Source organism: Variovorax brevis (assembly GCF_030317105.1).
Classification (GTDB): Bacteria; Pseudomonadota; Gammaproteobacteria; order Burkholderiales; family Burkholderiaceae_C; genus Variovorax; species Variovorax brevis.
The window spans coordinates 381,448-403,241 of sequence record NZ_JASZYG010000007.1 but is presented as its reverse complement, the minus strand read 5'-3'; the positions used below and the strand labels follow the sequence as shown (position 1 = coordinate 403,241).

Annotated in this window: 18 protein-coding genes; 2 read left to right on the top strand and 16 right to left on the bottom strand. The window is 67.1% G+C overall.

The genetic code is table 11. The annotated features are described in order from the left end of the window. The first annotated feature begins 157 nt into the window (after positions 1-157). Entirely contained in the window at positions 158-490 is a 333-nt protein-coding gene (locus tag QTI66_RS23720) for a hypothetical protein (RefSeq protein WP_286562428.1), read from the top strand. A 4-nt stretch (positions 491-494) separates the two neighbouring features. On the opposite strand, the gene QTI66_RS23715 is transcribed toward QTI66_RS23720, so the two are convergent. Then, the gene (locus tag QTI66_RS23715) at positions 495-3,692 is read right to left on the bottom strand and encodes a bifunctional cytochrome P450/NADPH--P450 reductase (protein ID WP_286562426.1); all 3,198 of its coding nucleotides are present in this window, start codon (positions 3,690-3,692) and stop codon (positions 495-497) included. Positions 3,693-3,985: 293 nt separating this feature from the next. Between QTI66_RS23715 and QTI66_RS23710 the strand changes: the two genes are divergently transcribed. Continuing rightward, positions 3,986-6,772 carry an SBBP repeat-containing protein gene (locus QTI66_RS23710; protein WP_286562425.1) on the top strand — a complete coding sequence of 929 codons (2,787 nt, stop codon included), beginning with the start codon at positions 3,986-3,988 and terminating at the stop codon, positions 6,770-6,772. A 105-nt stretch (positions 6,773-6,877) separates the two neighbouring features. On the opposite strand, the gene QTI66_RS23705 is transcribed toward QTI66_RS23710, so the two are convergent. The 15 genes from QTI66_RS23705 to QTI66_RS23635 are packed head-to-tail and all read right to left on the bottom strand — an operon-like array spanning position 6,878 to position 21,539. Further along, complete coding sequence (locus tag QTI66_RS23705; protein ID WP_286562424.1) at positions 6,878-8,176, bottom strand: MFS transporter; 1,299 nt, start codon at positions 8,174-8,176, stop codon at positions 6,878-6,880. 13 nt (positions 8,177-8,189) lie between these two features. After that, on the bottom strand, positions 8,190-9,161 hold the full coding sequence (locus QTI66_RS23700; protein WP_286562422.1) for a PDR/VanB family oxidoreductase: 972 nt from the start codon (positions 9,159-9,161) through the stop codon (positions 8,190-8,192). A gap of 60 nt (positions 9,162-9,221) precedes the next feature. Further along, positions 9,222-10,244, bottom strand: a complete 1,023-nt coding sequence (locus QTI66_RS23695) for a Rieske 2Fe-2S domain-containing protein (RefSeq protein WP_286562421.1) — start codon at positions 10,242-10,244, stop codon at positions 9,222-9,224. A gap of 41 nt (positions 10,245-10,285) precedes the next feature. Then, complete coding sequence (locus tag QTI66_RS23690) at positions 10,286-10,504, bottom strand: recombinase-like helix-turn-helix domain-containing protein (protein ID WP_286562419.1); 219 nt, start codon at positions 10,502-10,504, stop codon at positions 10,286-10,288. A 46-nt stretch (positions 10,505-10,550) separates the two neighbouring features. Continuing rightward, positions 10,551-11,555, bottom strand: coding sequence for a Bug family tripartite tricarboxylate transporter substrate binding protein (locus tag QTI66_RS23685; protein WP_286562496.1), 1,005 nt, complete (start codon positions 11,553-11,555; stop codon positions 10,551-10,553). A gap of 5 nt (positions 11,556-11,560) precedes the next feature. Next, positions 11,561-12,532 carry a VOC family protein gene (locus QTI66_RS23680; RefSeq protein WP_286562418.1) on the bottom strand — a complete coding sequence of 324 codons (972 nt, stop codon included), beginning with the start codon at positions 12,530-12,532 and terminating at the stop codon, positions 11,561-11,563. A 1-nt stretch (position 12,533) separates the two neighbouring features. Then, positions 12,534-14,033: an aldehyde dehydrogenase gene (locus QTI66_RS23675; protein ID WP_286562417.1), complete on the bottom strand. Its 1,500-nt coding sequence runs from the start codon at positions 14,031-14,033 to the stop codon at positions 12,534-12,536. 23 nt (positions 14,034-14,056) lie between these two features. Continuing rightward, the gene (locus QTI66_RS23670) at positions 14,057-14,857 is read right to left on the bottom strand and encodes an aspartate dehydrogenase (RefSeq protein WP_286562415.1); all 801 of its coding nucleotides are present in this window, start codon (positions 14,855-14,857) and stop codon (positions 14,057-14,059) included. Between the two features lie 10 nt (positions 14,858-14,867). Beyond that, on the bottom strand, positions 14,868-16,577 hold the full coding sequence (locus QTI66_RS23665) for a thiamine pyrophosphate-binding protein (protein ID WP_286562414.1): 1,710 nt from the start codon (positions 16,575-16,577) through the stop codon (positions 14,868-14,870). Further along, on the bottom strand, positions 16,570-17,409 hold the full coding sequence (locus QTI66_RS23660) for an SDR family oxidoreductase (protein WP_286562412.1): 840 nt from the start codon (positions 17,407-17,409) through the stop codon (positions 16,570-16,572). The genes QTI66_RS23665 and QTI66_RS23660 overlap by 8 nt, the downstream gene beginning before the upstream one ends. Before the next feature lie 20 nt (positions 17,410-17,429). Further along, a complete protein-coding gene (locus QTI66_RS23655) occupies positions 17,430-18,260 on the bottom strand; it encodes an IclR family transcriptional regulator (RefSeq protein ID WP_286562411.1) in 831 nt (276 codons plus the stop codon). 15 nt (positions 18,261-18,275) lie between these two features. Then, on the bottom strand, positions 18,276-19,148 hold the full coding sequence (locus QTI66_RS23650) for an alpha/beta fold hydrolase (RefSeq protein ID WP_286562410.1): 873 nt from the start codon (positions 19,146-19,148) through the stop codon (positions 18,276-18,278). Between the two features lie 11 nt (positions 19,149-19,159). Further along, complete coding sequence (locus tag QTI66_RS23645; protein ID WP_286562409.1) at positions 19,160-19,708, bottom strand: cupin domain-containing protein; 549 nt, start codon at positions 19,706-19,708, stop codon at positions 19,160-19,162. A gap of 24 nt (positions 19,709-19,732) precedes the next feature. After that, positions 19,733-20,548 carry an SDR family oxidoreductase gene (locus QTI66_RS23640; protein ID WP_286562408.1) on the bottom strand — a complete coding sequence of 272 codons (816 nt, stop codon included), beginning with the start codon at positions 20,546-20,548 and terminating at the stop codon, positions 19,733-19,735. A gap of 13 nt (positions 20,549-20,561) precedes the next feature. Next, entirely contained in the window at positions 20,562-21,539 is a 978-nt protein-coding gene (locus tag QTI66_RS23635) for a Bug family tripartite tricarboxylate transporter substrate binding protein (protein WP_286562495.1), read from the bottom strand. Positions 21,540-21,794: the final 255 nt, after the last annotated feature.

Sequence of the window (21,794 nt, the reverse complement as noted above, 5' to 3'; positions counted from 1 at the left end):
CGAGCACCGCAGTGCAGTCGATGCGCAGCATCGACCGCCCCGGTATGAGCCCGCGCCGCAGACCACCTGCCGCGGCGCCCCCCCCGCGAAAACCTGTCAGGTTGCAGCCCCCTCCACATTGGTAGAGACTGCAAGCTCACCGACCAGGACAACAAGCATGCGCAACGGAATCTACGAAGCCCATTTCACGACCGATCAAGGGATCCTGGGGACGGGCGCTGTGTTGATCAGCAATGGCACCGTGTTCGGCGCCGACGCGCTTCAATTCTTCAAAGGGCAAATCCACCAGAGCGGAACAGAACTCTCGGTGACCATGGATCTCACCCGACACAGCCTCATCGACGAATCCGCCTTCGGCACCGACCCGGTCGTGCACCTGGAGTGGCATGGCGAGGCCGTGGGCGACATTGCATTCAAGCTGAGTTGCAAGCCCAAAGGTGTCAACGTCGCGATCTACGTGTCAGGCCAATTGCTCAAGGCGCACGACTGAGCACTCAGGCAAACACATCCGACACATAGCGCCCACGCTCGTGCTCCATGCGATCGGCCCACGCCTGGGCGGTCGCGTCGTCGCATTGCGTGGCGCCCTGGTACATGCGGATGAAGGTCTCCCTGACGGCTGGCGCCATGTGCTTGCCGTCGCCGCAAACATAGAACTGCGCGCCTTCGAGGAACAGGGCCCGCACGTCGTCCTGGTCGCGCCAGACCCGGTGCTGCACGAACTTGACGTCGCCATCCGGCCGGTCCGTGAAGGCAGGCCGCATCTCGACCACGCCGGCGGCCTCCCAGCCGGCGAACTGATCGCGATAGAGGTAATCCACCTGCGGATCGTTCACACCGAAGAACAGCAGCGCGCGACCCACCTCGCGGCCCGCGGCTTTTTGCGCGGCACGCTCCTGCAGGAAGCCGCGAAACGGCGCCACGCCGGTGCCGGCGCACACCATCACGATCGGCGTGCGCGGATCCGCCGGCAGATGGAAACCGGTCTGCGAAGGCCGCACCGCCACCGAGACACGGTCGCCCGCTTCGAGCCGCGCCAGGTAGGAAGACGCGACACCCTCGAAAGTGCCCTGCCCCGACAACGCCGGCGCATCGACCACCGCGATCGTCAGGCTGGCCTCCGCCTCGTTGGCCAGCGGCGATGACGAGATCGAATACTGCCGCGGCCGCAGCGAAGGCAGCATGCCCAGGAAGCGCGCAAAGCTGATGTCGCAGGACTGCGCACGCTCCAGCAGGTCGAGCACGCTGACCCGCCGGCCCAACACTTCCTTTTCATAAGTCTCCTCGGTGGCGAGCCGCTCCAGTTCCTTGCGCTCAGGCGGACACGGCGTGGCCTGCGCCAACTGGCCGACCTGCGCGCGCGTGGCCGGCTGGGCCAGCTCCACATAACCCGACAGCACTTCATAGGCCGTGATCGGATAGTCGCCCGGCAGCGACGTCGCCGCGCCGGCCTGCCGATGGATGACGATCTGCGTGTCGCTGGACAGGCCGAAGCGCGTCAGCGCCCGCGCCACGCTGGCCTCGGGGTTGCGCGCCAGCACGGCGAGGTAGTCGCCGGCGCGGTAGTTCATGCCTTGCGGCAGCGCGATCTGCAGGTGCCGCTTGGAACGCGCGCCGGGGTGCGCCATGTTCACCAGTTCGCGGTTCTCGACGACGACGCCCTGTTCGAGTTCATTGAGCTGCAGCGCCTTCTCGCGGGCCGACTTGAGCACCTCCACCTCGAAGGTGGGCGCGGGCGCCTTGTCGGCCACTTCGCGGCCCAGCGCCTGGCCCACGTCCTCCCAAAGCGTCTCGTACCAGCTGTCGAACGCACCGAAGAAATCACCGCCCGCATCCGCCTCGCCGCGCGGCCGGAACCGCGCGGCGCCCGCTGCGGCCAAGGCATCGTCCATGCGCCGGGGAATGGCCTGATAGGTACGCGCCCATTGGCGATTGCCGCAGCCGAACACGGCGAACTTGACGCCGGTCAACTCGCCCGCCGGGCGCGACTCGATCCACGACAGGAACTTGCGCGCGTTGTCCGGCGCCTGCCCTTCGTACGACGCGGTGACGACGATGACCGACATGCCCGGCGCCAGCGTGCCCGCCAGTTCATCCAGCGTGGCCACCGTCGCGGCATAGCCCTGCCGCGGCGCGTCGGCGGCGATGCGCCGCGCGAACATCTCGCTCGAACCCGTGTTGCTGCCGTAGAGCACGGCCAGCCGCGGCGCATCGGCCTGCAGTTGAACGGCCTCGGGCGCGTCCTTGACCAGCGCCTGCGTCACGGACGGAATCGCACTCTTCATCGCAAAGCTGTCGCCGCCGCGGCTGCGCGCGCGGATCATCAGGCCGTGCGGCTTGATGGTCAGCGTCTCGGCCACTTCGAGTTGATAGGACGGGTCGTCCAGCACGATGTCGAATCGCTGCAGCATCATCGCGATGACGAGTTGCGCCTCCTGCATGGCGAAGGGGCGGCCGATGCAGGCGCGGGTACCGTTGCCGAAGGGCTTCCAGGCGTTGGGCGGCAGCTTCTCGGCGTTTTCGGGCGCAAAGCGCTCGGGGCGGAATTCCTCGGCATCGTCGCCCCACACGGCCGGGTCGCGGTGCAAGGTGGGCGCCAGCACCAGCACGGTGTCGCGCGTCGTGAGCGGATAGCGTCCCCCGAGCACCGTGTCCGCCACCGGCTTCACGGAGAAAGCAGGCGCGGTGGGCCACAGGCGCAGCGACTCCATCAGGATCTGCTCGATGTAGCGCAGCCCGGCCAGGTCCTGTGCGCGCGGCATCTCCGAGCCCAGGACCTCGTCGACGACGGCCTGCGCGCGCAGCATCACCTCGGGGTTCTTCAGGAGCAGGTAGCAGGCGAAGGACAGCAGGCCGCTGGTCGTCTCGTGCCCCGCGATCAGGAAGGTGACGAGCTGGTAGCGGATGTTCTCGTCCGACAGCTTTTCGCCGGTGACCGGGTCCACGCCATTCATCATGACGTTGAGCAGGTCCTTGCGCTCTGCGCCTTTTGGATCGCTGCGCCGCTCGGTGATGAGCTGTTCCGCGATGCGTGCCATCAGCTTCTGGTCGGCCTCGTAGCGGCGCTTGGTGCCCACCATGAGGCCGGAGACCACGTTGGGCCTGCGCCCGCGCTGCCCCGCTTCCTCGAGCGCGTCGACCATGGCCGCGACGAAAGGATGCATCTCGTTCTGGTAGAAGCTGTTGAAGCGCACGTCGAACGCGCACAGCGCGATGGTGTCCAGCGTGAGCCGCGTCATGTTGTCCGCCACGTCGATGACGGCCGAAGCGCCGAAGCGCTCCCACTTCACGAACATCTGGTGCGCGATGTCGACCATGCGGTCGAACATGGAGCGCACGCCGAGCGGCCCAAAAGCGGGCATCAGCAACCGATGCGCCTTGGCCCAGTTCGGCTCGCTGTTGTAGGCGGTGAAAAGGCCGTCGCCGGCAAAGTCGCGGATTTCCTTGAGCGGGCCGCTGATGCGCTTGACGAAGCGCGTTTCATCGCAAAGCTCGTTGACCAGTTCCTGTGAACTGGCCACGTGCACGTCCTTGCCCGCCAGGGTGAGCTTGAAGAACGGCCCGTACTCCCTGGCCAGGCGCATCATGCTCTGGATGGGCGCTTTGGAGTCGATCTCTCCGAGGTTGCCGATCAGGGGCTTGACCGGCGGCTGCGGCGTGACGGAGGTGCTGGCTCGGGGCCTGGACTTCATGAACGGTCTCTCCATCAGAAGCGAAATGACGGGCTCGGATGCCCGGATCATGCACGCGATGGCCCCTGCCGGGACTTCGGGCTTTTGCTCTCCCCCAGCGCGGCCCAGGCTTTCAGGTCTGCATCGAATTCATGCCCGCTTTGCCCAAGTCGCACGCGAATGGCTCACGTCGGACTTGTGTCACTTCGTAATCGCTGCACCGCAACAGAAGTAATACTTATAGACTACGCAACTTCAGCTTCCGTTCATGTCCGCGAGCATGAACGCGTCGTCATCATCAAGCCGGGGGTGCTATGCACGTCGATGGTCTGGTCCATGCCCTGGCTGCCGCACCGGCAACTTGCTTTCGTTCCACCGCGCGAGCGTTCTTCACGGCGCTGGTCATGGTGCTCGCAGCCTGTGGCGGAGGCAGTTCCGGGCCGCTCTCGCCGCCAACCATCACGTCGCAACCCGCCGACGCCACCGTCACGACCGGCCAGGCGGCATCGTTCACCGTCAGGGCCAGCGGGGGCGCACCGCTGAGGTACCAATGGCGGCGAAACGGCGTTGACATCGGCGGCGCGACCGGCGCCAGCTACACCACGCCCGCCACCACTGCCGCCGACAGCGGCGCCCAGTTCAGCGTGGTCGTCAGCAATCTGGTCGACCGCGTCACCAGCGCTGCCGCCACGCTGACGGTCACGCCGGTCGGCGCGGCCCCGGTCATCACCACGCAGCCGGTTTCGGTGAGCGTGACAGCGCCGGCCAGTGCCAGCTTCAGCGTCGTGGCCACCGGCACGGCGCCACTGGCTTACCAGTGGTTGCGCAACGGCGCGCCGATCGCCGGCGCCACCAACGCCAGCTATGCGACGCCGGCAACGGCGCTGGGCGACAGCGGTACGCGCTTCGCGGTCCAGGTGAGCAATGCCTCAGGCGCAACGAGCAGCGCCGAAGCGGTGCTGACCGTCACCGACACGGTGCTGCCGCCGAGCATCGTCAACGACCCGGCCAGCATCACCGTCAATGCCGGACAGGCCGCCACCTTCACGGTCGACGCCGGCGGCAGCGCACCCTTCGGCTACCAGTGGTATCGCGACGGCGTGGCGATCACCGGCGCCACCGGCGCCACCTACACGACAGCGCCCGCGGTCGATGCCGACAGCGGCGCGGTCTTCAGTGTGCAAGTCACCAATGCCTCGGGCACCACTGCACAGAGCGGCGAGGCCGTGCTGACGGTCACTCCCCTGATCCAGCCGCCCGTGATCGTGACGCAGCCTGCCGACACGAGCGTGATCGTCGGGCAGGCCGCCAGCTTCGCGGTCGTCGCTAGCGGCGCCGCGCCTCTGACTTACCAGTGGCGCCGCAATGGCGCGAACATCGCAGGCGCCAACGCGGCCGGCTACACCACGCCCGCCAGCACGCTGGCCGACAGCGGCGCGGTGTTCAGCGTGGTGGTGAGCAACGCCTCGGCCGCCAGCGCAAGCAGCAACGGCGCGACGCTGACGGTCACGGCCGCGCTGGTCGCGCCGGGCATCACGACGCAGCCGGCCAATGCATCGATCGGCATCGGCGACAGCGCGACCTTCAGCGTCCTGGCCGCCGGCACCGCCCCGCTGGCTTACCAGTGGCAACGCAACGGCGTCGACATCCCCGGCGCCACCGCCGCGAGCTACACCACTGCCCCCGCCGTGATCGGCGACAACGGAAGCCTGTTCAGGGTGGTGGTCAGCAACGCGCATCCCGCGTCCGCCACCAGTGCGGCTGCCACGTTGACGGTGGTCAGCCAATGGACGGGCATCCGCGAGGACGGCGCAGTCGGCCTGGTCCGTGACGCCGCGCTGGCCGTGGCCACCGATCCTTCGGGCAACGTGGTCATCGGCGGGCACACCGAGGGTGTGTTCAACGCGCCGGAGAACCGCGTCGGCATCGACCCGTTCATCGCCAAATACAGCGCCGGTGGCAGCTTGCTGTGGGTGCGGCAGGTGTTCGACCACGGCGCGCTGAGCGGCGAATACGCGATCCGGGGCGTCGCGACCGACAGCGCCGGCAACATCTACGGTGTCGGCGACACGGTGGGTGCACTGCCGGGCAACACCAGTGCCGGCGGGCGGGACATCATCGTCGTCAAGTACGACCCTGCCGGCAACCCGCTGTGGCAGCGCCAGTTCGGCTCGGATGCGAACAACGACTCCGGCAACGCAATTGCCGTGGATGCGTCAGGAAGCGCTTTCGTGGTGGGCAACTCGGGCGGCCAGTTGCCTGGCCAGGCGCCGAACCAAGGCCTGGACTTCTACATCGCCAAGCTCGACACCAACGGCAATCTGTTGTGGATCCGCCAGTCGGGCACGAGCAGTGGCACCAGCGACAGCGCCAATGGCGTTACGCTGGACGCGGCTGGCAACGCCTACATGACGGGTCGGGTCGGTCACAACTACGGAAGTTCGCCCCGGCGCAATCTCAACACGGATGCCTACGTGGCCAAGTACGACACGAGCGGCAACCAGGTCTGGTTTTCACGCGTCGCGGGGGAGCACCATGACGAGGGCTTCGCCATCGCCGCGGCAGCCGACGGCAACTCGATCTACCTGACCGGCCAGACCAACAGCAACTTCGACCTGCCGGGGTACCCGAGCCTGGACTTCCTGTGTTGCGGCCACGACGACGCTTTTGTTGTCCGGCTCGACGGCAACGGTGCGATCCAGTGGGCCACCAACCTGTCGTCCGTGACCCAGCCCGGTCCCACCTACTTCCGCGACGAGACGCGCGGCATCACCACCAACGCGACCGGCTCCGCGGTGTTCGTCACCGGCTTCACGCTGGGTGTGATGCCGGGCGACACTTCCAGGGGCGCGCAGGACATCTTCGTGGCGCGCTACGAGCCCACCGGCACGCGCGTCTGGGTCAAGCAGTTCGGCGGGACGCAGGCGGTCGGCAGCACCCACCCCGACAGCGGCCATGGCATCGCGCTGGACGGCAACGGCGACGTCTTCGTCGCCGGTGAGGTGCTGGGTACATTCGGCACGCCGAATCCCAATCCGAACACCGTGCATTCGGACTGGTTCGTCATGAAGCTGCGGCCGAACGACGGAACGCCGTACTGAGATACCGCGGGACCGCGACCCGCCCGGCCCCTGGATGGTGAACTTGGTTGGTGAACTTGGCAGCGCCTCCTGCGTGAACGGCGCGGCAGTTCAGCGAGGAATGCGTCAGGCCGGCGTTGCGCTCATTCCAGGCGCCACCGGATGGCGCTCACGCACCCACAGGATGAAGCCGCAGACGAACACCACCAGTTGCGTGCCGATCAGCAGCGCAAACCCCGCAAAGAAGCCCGACGCCGATGCGGTGCTGCCCGCGGCGCCGCCGGCCGACACCGCGCCGATCACGCCGCCCATCAGCGCCGGCATGAATCCCGCCACCAGGCTGCCCGTGCCGTTGACCACGCCGAAGGCGCTGGCCACGTGTTCCGGACGCGAGCAGTACTGCACCGTGCTCGGAATGGCCGGACTCATCAGGCCCCAGAAGAAGTTGGCGGCGATCAGGCTGTAGGCCGCGGCGTAGGGGTTGGTCACCTCGATGGCGGTGAGCACCGCCAGCGCCACGCCCGCACTCGCTGCCATGAAGATGAAGGGCACGTGCCGGCGTTCGATCCTGTCGATAATCACGCCGCCGAGCAGCACCGCGAGCACCGTCGCGTATTGCGGCAGCGACGCGAGCCAACCCATTTCCTTGAGCGAGAAGCCGCGCGCCTCCTTCAGATAGGTCGGCAGCCAGTTGCTGCTGCCCCAGAGATAGGCCAGCGCCGCCGCCGTCAGCACCGTGATCAGCACGAGGTAGCGTGTGTGCAGTGCGCCCTTCACGATGTCACCGACCTGCGACAGCGCAGCACCGACCGACTCGGGCTTTTTCACGGCCACTTCACTCTGCGGCATGCGAACGAAGGCGAGCACCAGCGGAATGCCGATGAGGATGTTCACCAGGCCCAGCACGTAGAACGAGGTGTCCCAGTGGAACGTGGCGAGCAGATAGCCGATGAAGGGATAGCCGATCGCCAGGCCGAGGCCGGTGCCCATGTTCACGAAGGAATTGGGCTTGCCGTTCTCGCGGCTTTCAAAATGGGCCTTGATGTACGCGGACGCCAGCGAGAACAGCGGCCCTTCCGACACGCCCAGCAGGATGCGCGACGCCAGCACTTCTCCGTAGCCGCTGAACCACGGCGTCATGAAGGTCACGAGGCCCCACAGGATCAGGCCGTAGATGAGGCTCCTGCGCACGCCGAAGAGGGCCGTGCAGAAGGGCGTCAGCACGAAGGCCGAGATGCCGTAGCCGCCCATGAAGGCCGTTGCCAGCAGGCCTTGGCTCACGCGGTCCGACTTCCCGATGCCGATGTGCTGCAGGAAATGCGGGTCGGTGATCAGCACCGCGATGTTGATGCGGTCGATGTACGAGATGGCCACGATCACGAACAGCGTGATCACGCCATACCAGCGAAACGCCTTGGGCTGCATGGGCTGCTTTCTTTCAGATGTCGAGCACCAGCGGCCCGCGCTTGCAGCGCGACACGCAGATCATCATGGTCTTGTTGGCGGCGCGTTCGGCCTTGCTGAGAATGCCGTCGTGGTGCTCGATCTCGCCGACCGAGATCACCTTGGTCTCGCAGGCGCCGCACACGCCTTCCTTGCAGCTGTGGTCGGGGTTGATGCCGGCATCGATGAGGCTGTCAAGAATCGACTTGCCCGGCGGCACTTCGACGCTCTTGCCGCTCTTCCTGCAGTCAACCACGTAGGCTTCGGTGGCGCTGGGCGCCTCCACGTGCACTGCGGCAAAGCGTTCGATGTGGGCGTTCGGGTAGCCGAGTTCTTCGCAGGTCTTCTCGAAGCCGTCGAGCATCGGCGTGGGTCCGCAGCAGTAGTAGTGGCTGTCGGCGCCCTTGCCTGCCAGCAGTTCGGCGAGCTTGGGCGGGCCGCCCTTTTCTTCGTCGAAGTGCCAGGTGAGCGTGATGCCTTTCTCCGCCGCCAATGTCGTGATGGCTTCGCAGAACGCGGCCTCCTTGCGGGCGCGGGCGCAGTAGATCATTTCCACCGGCCGGCCGAGCGCGACCAGGCGTTGCAGCATGCACCAGATGGGCGTGACGCCGATGCCACCGGACACGAGCACCGAACGCGGCGCGTCTTCCTGCAGCTTGAAATTGTTGCGCGGCACCGAGATCGGCAAGGTCATGCCCACGCGCAACTGTTGATGCACATAGCGCGAGCCGCCGCGGCTCTTGCGGTCGTTCAGCACGCCGACGACGTAGCGCTGGCGGTCGGTGGCGGGGTTGCACAGCGAGTAGCTGCGCACCAGCCCGTTGGGCAGGTGCAGGTCGATGTGCGAGCCGGCTTCGAAGGCGGGGAAGTCCTCGGCCGGCGTGGCCGGACGGAACTCGACGCTGACGATGCCGTCCGCTTCGTAGCGCATCGTGTGCACCAGGGCGTTCAGCGTGGGGGATGACATGGCGGAACCTCGGGAAAAGTCGGATTCAGGGGGCGGTGCGCACGACGGCAGGCGCGGCGGTCAGGCCGTCGTTCCTTCGAGCTGCTCCGAAGCCAGGTTGCGCAGATGCCGGCGCAGGCGAACGATGCCCAGGTCGTGCTGGTACAGCTGCTCGTGCTGGTTGGCATCGGGCTCCATGTTCTCGATGAGCACGCGGTCTTGCTCCAGCACGTGCCAGTGGCGCGCTTCGAGGCGGTTTTTGTAGAGGAAGCGCCACGTGTCGCGCTCCCAGCCCTTGGCCAGCTTGCGCACGCGCCAATGGAATGCGCACGAAAGCGACGTCGAAACCGGCGTGTAGCTGCCGACGATGATGAAGTTGCCGCCGGGGCCGCCGGTCTTCGGATACGGGATTTCCAGGCGCATCCAGTGCACGCCCGTGTCGGCCCATTCGGTCCAGTCGAAGTTGACGTTGCGCTGGCCTTCCTTTTCGAAGAAGAAGCCGGTGTCGGTCTGGCGCACGCCGAACTTGGCGGTGGAGTCGCCCTCGGCCATCGAGTGCGACTGCTTGTGCAGGAAGGTGCCGTGCATCGGGTCCATCACGTTGTCGAGCACGTAGCGGTAGTCGCCCTTCCACTCGGCGTAGCACAGGAAGCTGGAGTACTCATCGTCGTTGGTCAGCTGCTCGGGCAGCACCAGCGGCGGCGGCGTCTCGACCGATTCCTTCGAGTTGTAGAGCCACACGGCACCGGCCTTTTCTTCCACGTGGAAGAAGCGCGTGGCCTGCGAGCCTTCGAGCTTGCAGCCGGGGCTGCCGGGCACGCGCATCACCACGCCATCGCGGCGCACTTCGACGCCGTGGTAGGGGCACGAGAGGCGGTCGCCCAGCACCACGCCTTGCGACAGCGGTGCGCCGCGGTGCGGGCAGCGGTCTTCCAGTGCGTGCAGCTTGCCGGCGTTGTCGCGCCACAGGGCCAGTTTGCGGCCCAGGCGGCGCAGCGACACCGGCGAGTCCTTGATGAAGCCCGTCGGGCAGATGGGGTACCAGAGATCCTTCAGGCCGATTTCGAGCAGCTTGTCGACCGGGTCATCGTGGGTGGGGGTCATGATGGTGTTCCTCTTGATTGGGAAGAAAGTTGGGGACAGGCTCAGACGCCGAGTGCGGCCATCGCTTCGCGGTAATTGGCCTCGGTCCACGGCGCGCCGGTGGGGCTGGCCAGGCCGCTGTCGTTGAGGCGTTCGACCAGGCTAGCCAGGTCATGGACACCGGCGGCGTAGGCGCGCTCGATGGCGTCGCCCAGCAGGTCTTCGTAGGTGGTGGGGGTGCGCGTGCGCGCCTGGTGGGGATCGAGATAGCGGTCGGTCATGGTTCGCTCCATCGAGGTGAGGTGGTGGGTGTAGGGGGTGCGTCGCTTACTCGGCGACGATGTTGCGGGCCTTGATGATCCGGGCCCACACGGCGGTTTCTTCGCGCATGGCGGCGGCGAATTCGGCGGGCTTCATCGTGGCCTCGGTCATGCCTTGCGCCTTCAGGCGTTCGGCGACGTCCGGCTGCGCGAGCATCGCGGCGGCGTCCCTGGCGAGTTGCTCGACCACGGCGGGCGGCGTGCCAGCGGGTGCCAGCAGGCCATACCACGAGGTCACGTTCACGCCCTGGATGCCCTGCTCCGCCAGCGTCGGGATCTCGGGTGCGACCGGGCTGCGCTTTGCTTCGGTGATGCCCAGCGCCACGAGCTTGCCGCTCTTGATGAAGGGCAGCGTGGCCGGCAGGTTGCTGAACATCAAGGGCACCGTGCCGCCGAGCACGTCGTTGATGGCAGGGGCGGTGCCCTTGTAGGGAACGTGCAGCAGGTCGACGGCGGCCTGCTGCTTGAACAGCTCGCCCGCCAGGTGCAGGCCGCTGCCAACGCCGGGCGATGCATACGACAGCGTGCCGGGCTTGGCCTTGGCCATCGCCACGAGTTCCTTCGCGCTCTTGATGCCCGAGGTGGGCGATGCCACCAGCACGTTGGGCGCCTTCGCCAGCATGGTGACGGGCGCGAAGTCCTTTTCGATGTTGAACGGGAAGTTCGGCATCAGCGTCGGGTTGATCGTGAGGTTGCCGGCCGGCACCACGAGCAGCGTGTGGCCATCGGCCTTCGCGCGCTTGACCTTGTCGATGCCGATGTTGCCGGCGGCGCCCGCCATGTTCTCCACGACGGCTGCCTGGCCGTAGCGCTTGGCAAGGCCGTCCGAGAGGATGCGGGCCAGCGTGTCGACCGGGCCACCGGGCGGGAAGGGCGAGACGATGGTGAAGCGGTCGGACGCCAGCTGCTTCTGGGCATCCGCCTGCGCGTCGGCCTGGGCGTGCGTGGAAGCCACGGCGGCGAAGGCGACCAGCGTGGTCGCGAGGACCTTGAGCGTCGAGCGGCGTTGCATGGTGGTCACTTCTTTTCCGTCAGGAACTTGCCTTGTGGGCCTTCGACGTTTTTCTGGCGGCGCGTGTTGCCGTCGAGGCCGCCGTCGACTGCCCATTCGGCGAACACCGTCGGGCCCGGCTCGAACTCGCGTGGCTGCCAGTCGGCGGTCAATTGGTCTTCATCGGCGTAGTACTCGATGAGGCCGCCGGCCGGGTTCTTGAAGTACCAGAAGTAGGCCGACGACACCGGATGACGACCCGGGCCGAGTTGTGTTTCCCAGCCACGGCGCGAGAAGTGCAGGCCGCCGCCGAACACCTCGTGGATGTCGCGCACGGTGAAGGCCACGTGGTTAAGTCCGCGCTTGCCCGAAGGAAGCTGCAACAGGAACAGGTCATGATGGCCGCCGTCCGGGGCGCAGCGCATGAAGGCGCCGCGGTTGGGATAGCTGTCGGAGGAGACGAAGCCGAAGTTGTCGCGGTAGAAGGCGCTGGTCGCCAGCACATCGGTCACGAAGAACACGACGTGGCCGACTTCGATGGGCGTGGCGCGTTCGTAGATCGGCGCGGGCTGGTTGATGCGCGTCTTGCTGTTCCAGGTGTTCATCGCGCCGCAGTCGATCTCGACGTCGTGCTTGCGCGAGACTTGCAGGCGAACCGCGAGGCCGTTCGGGTCGATGCAGCCGATGCGGCGTGCACCATCCACGACCTCGTCGAAGAAGCCGGGCTCCTTCGCGATGGCTGCGGCGTAGCGGTCCAGGTCCGCATCGCTCTCCACGCCCCACACGACTTCGCGCAAGGTCGGGCCGTCTTCCATCGCGGGCGGCAGGCCGGGCTTGTCGAGCGACGCGACGACCACGCGGCAACCGTTGAGGCATTCGAAGTTCAGCACGTCGCCGGCTTCGGACTGGAGCGTGAGGCCCCAGTCGGCGAAGAAGGTCTTGCACGTCGGCAGGTCGTCCGACACGTAGGTGATCTGGTCGATTCCAAGGACGCTCATGTCAGTTGCTCCATGCGCGATGCGTGACGCCGGCCCAGGGCAGCGGCTCTTCGTTGGTGCCCCAGTACATGCTCTTCTGCTCCATGTACTGGAAGATGCCCTCGCGGCCCTTCTCGCGGCCGAGGCCGCTGTCGCGCCAGCCGCCGAAGGGCGTGGACACCGAGAACTGCTTGTAGGTGTTGACCCAGACCGTGCCGGCCTGCACCGCGCGGCCGATGCGCCATGCGCGCTTGAAGTCGCGGCTCCACACGCCGGCGGCCAGTGCGTAGATGCTGTCGTTGGCCTGCGCGATGAGGTCGTCCTCGTTGTCGAAGGGCATCGCCACCAGCACCGGGCCGAAGATCTCTTCCTGCGTGGTGCGTGCGCTGTTGGTGAGGCCTTCCAGGATGGTCGGCGTGTAGAAGTAGCCCTTGTCGCGACCGTCGCCATGCGGGCGCACACCGCCGGTGCGGATGTGGCCGCCTTCGGACACGCCGAGCGCCACATAGCGCTCGATGCTTTCGCGATGCTTGGCCGTGATCAACGGACCCATCTGCGTTTGTTCCGAAGCCGGGTCGCCGACACGCAAGGCGTTCGCGCCTTCGGCCAGCCGCGTGACGAACTCGTCGTAGACCCTGCGCGCGACGAAGAGGCGCGAGCCCGCGATGCACGATTCGCCCGAGGAACTGAAGATGCCGTAGAGCACGCCGCTGACCGCATGGTCGAGGTCCGCGTCTTCGAGCACCATGGTCGCCGACTTGCCGCCGAGTTCGAGCGACACCGGCATCATCTTGTCGGCCGCGATGTGCGCGATGTGCTTGCCGGTGGTCGTGCCGCCGGTGAAGGACACGCGCTTGACCAGCGGATGCTTGGTGATCGCATCGCCGATGACCGAACCCTTGCCCGGCAGCACGCTGACGATGCCCTTGGGCACGCCGGCTTCCTCGCAGATGCGCGCCAGTTCCAGCGCCATCAGCGGCGTGACTTCGGCCGGCTTGACGACCACCGCATTGCCGGCCGCCAGCGCGGGCGCCAGCTTCTGCGCTTCGCTCGCGATCGGCGAGTTCCATGGCGTGATCGCGGCGACCACGCCCATGGGCTCGTGCACGCTCATCGTGACGAAGGGGCCGCGCGAAGGCGTGATGCTTTCTTCCAGCGTTTCCAGTGCTGCTGCGAAGAACTGGAAGGTGCCCGCAGCGCTCGCCACCAGGGCGCGCGTTTCGTTGATCGGCTTGCCGTTGTCCAGGCGCTGCTTCTGCGCCAACGTCTCAGCTTGTTCGCGAATCAGGTGCGCAACGCGATGCAGCACGGCAGCACGTTCGTGCGGCAGCTTCTGCGCCCAGCCGCTCGTGAGGAAGGCATGGTGCGCACGCGTGATGGCCTCGTCGACGTCGGCCAGGCTGGCAGCGCGCAGTTGCGCGATGGGCTCGCCCGTGGCCGGGTACAGGCTCTCGTACGCATCGCCGCCGCCCAGGCGCCATTCGCCGGCCACGTTGATGGGAAGGAGTTGGGAAGAGATCATGGGGGCTCTCGTTTTCTTGTCTGTCAGATGGCCAGGGCGGCGACGCGATTGCGCAGTGCGCGCACCGCGCTGTAGACCGTCAGCGCCGACGTCTTGGGGTTGGCCGCCAGCGGGTTGTTGCGCATGGTCAGCTCGAAGCTGCCAAAGGCGCCTTCGGCCTCGACGACGTGCACGTTCTCGGCCACTGCCGGGTCGGCGATCAGGCGCACATAGGTGTGGTCCAGGCCCAGGCCCGCGAGCGACACGGTGGCCGCCACGTTCGCGTTCTTGGGATAGAGCAAGGCGGCTTCACGCGCACTGCCTTCGAAGATGACCGTTTCGGTGGTGAGCGTGTCCAGGTCGCGGCCCTGCTCTGCCGGCGTGCCCTTCCAGGCCTTCGGCGGCTTCCGGCCGGTGTAGCGCACCGTGTCCAGCCCACCCACGCGGGCGGCGGCCAGCGCGTCGATGGCGCCGATCGCGCCGGCGATCAATTGCACCTGCGTCTGGCCTTCAACGGCAGCGCGCTCCAGCGCTTCGGCCAGACCGCGTTCGGACAGCGCGCCGACGGAAGCGACGACGCAGGGCGTGCCGCGCTGCAGCGCCGGCAGCACGTGCTGCCCGATCGCGGCATGGCCGGCCGTCTCGACGATCAGGTCGATGCCGGTGGCGGGCACTTGCGTGACCACCTCGGCGCGCGCCGCGAGCGTCCGGGCCGCAGCCTGCGCCGCTGCCACGCCTTCGGGCGGGACGACGATGGCCACGACGGCCAGCGACGCATCGTCCTGGACCAGCTTCAGCATCGCCGTGCCGATGGCACCGCAGCCGATGAGTGCAACGTTCAACATGGTCCTGTGCTCACTTGCCAGCGACTGCCGCCGCGCCGAGCGCCGGAATCTGCGTGATGGTGTTGGTCGGCGGGCCTGCAAAGGTCGTCTTGAAGCTGCCGATGGCCAGCATGTCGATCTCGAGCAGGAAAGGGCCTGGCGTGCCCACGGCTTCCGCCAGTTGGCCCTTCAGTTCCTCCAGGCTCTGCACGCGTGCATGCGGCAGCGCCAGCGACTTGCACAGCAGCGCGTAGTCGGGCGTGTGCAGTTCGGCATAGCAGCGGCGACCGCCGTATTGCGCGTCCTGGATGTTCTTGATGACGCCGTAGCTCTTGTCGTTCATGAGCACGATCACCATGTCGGCGCGCTCCTGCACCATGCAGGCGAGCTCGCCCAGGTTCAGGATGAAACCGCCGTCGCCTGCCAGGCAGAAGGTCTTGCGGCCCGATGCCGTCTCGGTCGCGCCGATGGCCGCGCCGATTGCCATGGGCATGCCCTGGCCGATGCCGCCGCCCGTGGCGTGCACGCCGGCGCTGGGTTCGAACACGCGCAGTTCGCGGTTGCCCCAGGTGCTGTTGGACACGGTCACGTCGCGCACCCAGTTGAACTTGCGGCCGGCCACGGCCTGGATCTGCTGAACCAGCTCGGCGTACGGGCCAAGGCCATCGCGCAGGGTGGCGACTGCCTGGTCGTGCGCGGCGCGCAGGTCCTTGAGCAGCGCCGGGTCGGCCTTGTACTTCGCGGCTTCGAGGCGATCCGCCAGGCCGTTGAGGGCCAGCGCCGAGTCACCGCAAACGAAGGCTTCGGTGGCATAGCCCCGGCCTTCGGCAGCGCCGTCGGCATCGATGCGATAGAGCGGGCGCGGCAGCTTGAGTTCGTATTTGAGCGTCTCGTTGCCCCGCAGGCGCGAACCGACCACGAGCATCGCGTCGCAGCTTTGATAGAAGGCCTCGACCGGCTTCTGGATGTTGTAGGCGCCCAGCGAGCCGGCATCGTCTTCCGGCACGGTGCCGCGGCCCTGCGTGGTGGTGACCACGCCGAAGCCCAGCTTCTGCAGGCGCTTGATCGCGGATGCGGCATGGCGCGCACCGCCGCCCACCCACAGCATCGGGCGCCTGGCTTGCGCAAGCCGCGCCGCCAGCGAATCGAGTGCGGCAGCCGAGGGAACAGCGGCTTCGACCGGCAGCGGCGACAGGTCTTCGGGCATCGTGGTGAGCGCCGACTGGATGTCGATCGGAATCTCCACGCTGACCGGGCCGGTGGGCGCCGTCAGCGCGACCTGCACGGCGCGCTTGAGCGTGCCCAGCACCGTTTCCACGCTGCGCACGCGGAAGGCCGCCTTCGACACCGCCTTGAGCATCGTCAGCTGGTCCGGCGCTTCGTGGATGTACGACATGCCCTTGTCGAGATAAGGCGTCTCGATCTGGCCCGTGATGTGCAGCACGGGTGCGCCGGCGGTCAATGCTTCGACCATGCTGCCGGCGATGTTGCCTGCCGCCGGGCCGGTGCTGGTGACGCACACGCCCAGGCTGGCCGTGGAACGCGCATACGCATCGGCCATATTGCCCGCGCCGGCCTCGCCACGCGCCGAGACGAAGCGGATCGCGCCGCGCTGTGCAAAGGCATCGAGGATCGGCATGTTGTGGATCGAGATCACACCGAACGCCGCCTTGACGCCGCATTGTTCGAGAAAAGCCGCGACGACTGCGCCGACGGTCACGGGGTTGGATGAATTACGCATGACGGGAATGACCTCCAGAGATATCGAGATGGCTGCCTGTTGTGTAGGAAGACAGGGGCGTGGCCAGGAAAAGAATCGCGCGCGCGGCTTCGGACGGAAGCCCCAGGCGACCCAGCGGAATGTGTTTGTCGTGGGCGAGCTGTTGGCTCCACGCCGCCCAGTCGAGCGACTTGTCGTCGCGCGCCTCGAAGCGGCGGCGCCACTGGCCCGATTCGATGAGGCCGATCAGGATGCCGTTGACGCGCACGCCCTGGGGCGCGAACTCGGTGGCCATCGAGCGCACCAGGTTCAGCAGGCCGGCACGTGCCGCCGAGGTCGCGACCATGTGCGGCTCGGGCTGGCGCGCCAGCAGCGAGTTGGCGCAGACGATGGCCGCATCGCCGAGCACCTCGCGCTGTGCGGTGAGCTGCGGCAGGAAGGCGCGCGTCGGGTTGATGACCGAGAAGAACTTCAGGTGCAGTTCGTCGGTCCAGGCCTTGTCGTCGGTGTCGGCGAAGGTGGAGACGCGGCCCTGTCCGGCGTTGTTGATGAGCATCGACGCGGGGCCGAGGGCGGCTTCGCATTGCGCGGCAAAGCTGCGCACCGCGTTGGCGTCGAGCACGTCGCAGGTGCGTGCAAACAGCCTGGCTTGCGGGCGTGCAGCACGCAGGCCGGCCACCGCGCTGTCCAGGCGCTCGGCATTGCGGCCGCACAGGGCGACGGCGGCGCCGCAGTCGAGCAGCAGTTCGACTGTTGCCAGCCCGATGCCGGACGAACCGCCGGTCACCACGGCGACGCGGCCTGCCAGCGCATGCGGCGAAAAGAAGGTGGAAGAGATGATGGGCGTGCTCATGGTCGTTGCCTCGATGCGGGTCAGGCGCGCTCGCCGCCGCGCAGTGCCACCACCTTGCCGCTGGGCGAATAGTTGAGAAGGCCCGAGATCGCATCGGCGGTGTCGCGCACGCGCTGCACCATCGCGTCGATCTGGCTCGCCTCGATGTGGTCGGCGGTGATCGTCGTGCCCAGCGCCGCGACGATGTGGCCGCTGTGGTCGCGCACCGGCGCCGCGATGCTGGAGATGTTCGATTCGAAAAAGCCCTCGCCCAGCACATAGCCGCGCTGGCGGTCGGCCTGCACCATGTCGAAGAGTTCGTTGACCGTCTTCGGTGTGCTCGGCGAGAAGGTCTCGAGCTTGTCTTCCGGGAACAGCGCGCGCAGTTGCACCAGCGTCAGGTCTTCCAGCAGGACGCGGCCGAGCACCGTGGCGTGGGCCGGCAAGCGCGTACCCACCGTCACCGCACTCATGAACACCGAAGGCGGAGACACCTTGGCCACGTACACGATGGAGCGGCCGTCGCGCACGACCAGGTTGCAGGGCGTGTGCAGCTCTTCCGACAGGCGCTGCAGCAAGGGCGTGCCCAGTTGCGTGAGCTCCAGCGAGGCCAGGTATTCGAAGCCAAGGCGCAGCACCGCCAGGCCCAGGCGATAGTCGCGACCGCCTTCGGTCTTCTCGACGAAGCCCATGTTCTCCAGCGTGGTGAGCAGGCGGAACACGGTCGAGCGCGGCAGGTCGAAGCGGCGCGAGAGTTCGGGTGCGGAGAGCGTGCGGTTCTCGCGGCTGAATTCGCACAGCACGCGCAGGCCGCGTTCGAGCGCGGGCACGTTGTAGCGATCTGCGCCTTCTTCGATCACTTCGTTCGTCATGGTGTCTTTCTTTTCTTATGCGGCAAGCACGCCGCGCAGGAGTGCGGCGACGGCTTGCGGTTGTTCGACGTAGCTGGCGTGGCCGGCTTTTTCGATGAGCTCGAGCTTCACGCCGCATTGCGTGGCGACTTCGCGGCACGACTGCGGCGTGGTGACGACGTCGAGCGCACCGCAGGCCACGCGCACCGGCATGGGGGGCGGCAGGTCGGCCAGCAAATCGGCGCCGCAGAGCAGTTCCACCGCCTGGCTGTAGCCCGCTTCATTGAGGCGGGCCATGTTCCAGCGAACCCATTGGCGTGCCGATTCGCTCGCATTGGCGGACAGCAGCCGGGCGTGGGCCTGCGCGGCCATGCCGGCAATGCCGATCTCTTCCAGCGTGGCGAAGCGCTGCGCGCGAACCCGCACACCGGCGTCGGTGCGCGCTGCTGCGCCGTAGCCGCTCGCGGGGCTGATGAGCAACAGTTGCTTGATGCGTGCGGCGAGCGGCGAATCCGTGCGCGCCGCACGACCCGCGGTGATGGCGCCCAGCGAATGCCCGACGAGCACGAAAGAATCCAGGGCCAGTGCATCGACGAGCGCATGCAGGCGGTCCGCATAGTCCGCGGCCGTGGGCACCTTGGCGTCGAGCGGCGTGGAATCCCCGTAGCCCGGTGCGTCCCAGGCGATGACGCGCGCATTGGCTTCGAGCAGCAAGGCCGTGTCGAGCCACGAAGCCGCGCCCGATCCGATGCCGTGCAGGCACACGATGGCCGGCCCGCTGCCGCATTCGCGAATGCTGACGACCGCGCCGCCGCGCACCGGCAGCTTGCGCGCCGGAAAGCGCGCATCCAGGCGTGCCAGTTCCGAAGGCGCAAGTGCGGATGGTGGGTTCACGGCGGCGTCGTTCATCTCAGCCTCGCTCAGCGCTTGATCTTGGCCAGCGGATGGTCCGCGGGATAGGTCGGCGTGACCGGCTTCTGCGCGCCGAGCATCACGCACATCAGCGCGTCTTCGTCGCCGATGTTGATCTCTTCGCGGTACACGCCGGGCGGCACCGAGATCAGGTCGCGGTCGGTCATGATGGTCTCGAAGCGCTCGCCGTCTTTCTCGATGACGACCTTGAGCTTGCCGCGGATGAGGAAGAACACTTCTTCCACGTCGGTGTGCAGGTGCGGCGGGCCTTCATGGCCGGCGGGGATCACCATGGTCGAGAAGGTGAAGTTCTCGGCCGGCACGGTGTTGACGTCCTTCGCGACGCCGGTGCCGCCGGTGCCCACATAGCGCATCTGCGCACGGCGGAACTTGGGGTCGTAGTCGGCCTGGAACTTCAGCGCGTCCCAGTCGTACTTGCGGGTCGAGTAGCGCGCGATGCGGGTGTTCATCCACGCTTCGAGGCTCGTGCCTTCGGGCTGCAACAGCGTGCTGCCGGCCGTTGCGTCGATCTTTTGTTGTTCGGACAAATCGCTCATCGAAAAACTCCTTGGGGCTAAAAATCAGTTCATCACGAAGCCGCCGTTGACGGCGAGCAACTGGCCGGTCACGAAGCGCGACAGGCTTGAAAGGGAAAAGAGCACCGCGCCGCAGACGTCGACCGCCTGCTGTTCGCGCGGGATGGCGCGGCCTTCCAGATACTTCTGGTGGCGCGCCATGGGCACGTATTCGGTGGCCTCGACCAGCGTAAGGCCGGGCGCCACGGCGTTGACCGTGATGCCGTCGCCACCCCATTCGCGCGCCAGCGAGCGCGTCATGGAAATCACCGCACCCTTGCTCGACGCATAGGCGAGCAGGTTGGGCGCGCCCCACAGGGCCGTGTCGGACGCGAGGTTGACGATGGCGCCGCGGCCCGCGGCCGCCAGTGCCGGCTGGCAGGCGCGGCTCATGAGCCAGGTGCCGCGCACGTTGACGTCCATCACGCGGTCCCAGGTGGCGATGTCCAGGGCGTGCGCGTCACGTCCGCCCGAGTTGGTGATGGCGGCGTTGTTGACCAGCCCGTCCAGGCCGCCGAGCGCCTTGACGGCAGCCGCGGCGCAAGCGTCGATGGATTGCGGATCGCACAGGTCGACCGCCACCGCGTGGGCCTTGAAGCCCGCATCGCGCAGCGCTTGCGCTTCGCTGTGCGCAAGGTCGGCCAGGATGTCGGCGAGCACCACGCTGGCGCCGGACTGGGCGATGCACTTGGCAAAGGCGAGGCCCAGGCCCCGGGCCGCGCCGGTCACCAGCACGCGGCGGCCGGCCAAAAGGTTGGCGGGCAGTTCGGCCAGCAGCGCCTGCAGGGCGGCGGGATCGGGAGTGGTGTTGACGTCGGTCATGGTGTTGTGTGAATCAGTCGGCCTGGATGCCCAGTTCCTTGATGACCTTGCCGAAGCGCTCGAAGTCGGCGGCGTTGGTCTTGGCCAGCACCTCGGGCGCGCCGCCGAGCGGGATCGCGCCGAGCGTGGTCATGCGCGACACCACGTCGGGCATCTTCAGGATTTCGTTGAAGTGGCCGTTGAGCGTCTTCACCACATCGGCCGGCATGCCCTTGGGGCCGAAGAGGCCGTGCCATGCGCCGACTTCCACGCCCTTCAGGCCCAGCTCTTCAAATGTCGGCACGTTGGGTGCGAGCGGCGAGCGCTTGGTGTCGGCCACGGCCAGTGGGACCATCTTGCCGCCGGGGATGTAGGGCGCGACGGGGCCGAGCGTCATGTAGGTGAGTGGCAGGTGGCCGCCGAGTACGTCGTTCACCGCGGGTGCCACGCCGCGATAGGGAACCTGGCGCAGTTCGATGCCGGCTGCCTTGTTCACCAGTTCGCCCAGGATGTGCATGGGCGATCCGCTGCCGGGGCTGGCATAGGACAGTTGCTGCGCCTTCGCTGCGGCGGTCACGTCCTTGAAGGACTTCATGTTGGCGCCCGCGCCCGCCACGAGGAACAGCGGCAGCGTGCCGGTTTCGATGATGGGCGTGAAGCCGTTGAGCACGTCGTAGCCCGAGCCGTTGGTCTTGAGCACCAGTTGCGCAATCGAGAAGGTGCTGGGCGCCAGCAGCAGCGTGTAGCCGTCGGCGGGTGCCTTGGCGACGAATGCCGAGCCGATCACGCCGCTGGCGCCGGGACGGTTGTCGATGACCACGGGCTGTCCGATGCGCGCCGACAGCTTTTCGCCGAACACCCGCGCCAGCGCGTCGGTGTCGCCGCCGGCCGGATAGGCCACCACGATCGTGATGGGCTTGGCGGGGTAGGCCTGGGCCCAGGCCGGTGCAGTGGAACAGGCTGCGGCTGCGGACAACGCCAGAGCGAGAACCTGTCGACGAGAGTGCTTCATCATGGTGTGCTTCTTGTGCGAAAAAAAGATGCGGACTGGGCGCCGATCTGAAGGAGTCCGGGGCGCTGGAACCTGCTTCGATCTGCTGCTTCGACGTTTCACTAAAGAAACAGCGTTTTATTTGTGAAACGATGGACGAAGAATAGGCGCGTAAAGGCCAAATCTGATGGGGGTTAACCCGTAGATTTACGTTCGTTTACGTTTTGGGGGAACGCCGGGGATGGCGCTCAAGCGGTTCGATTTGCTGCCGGAACG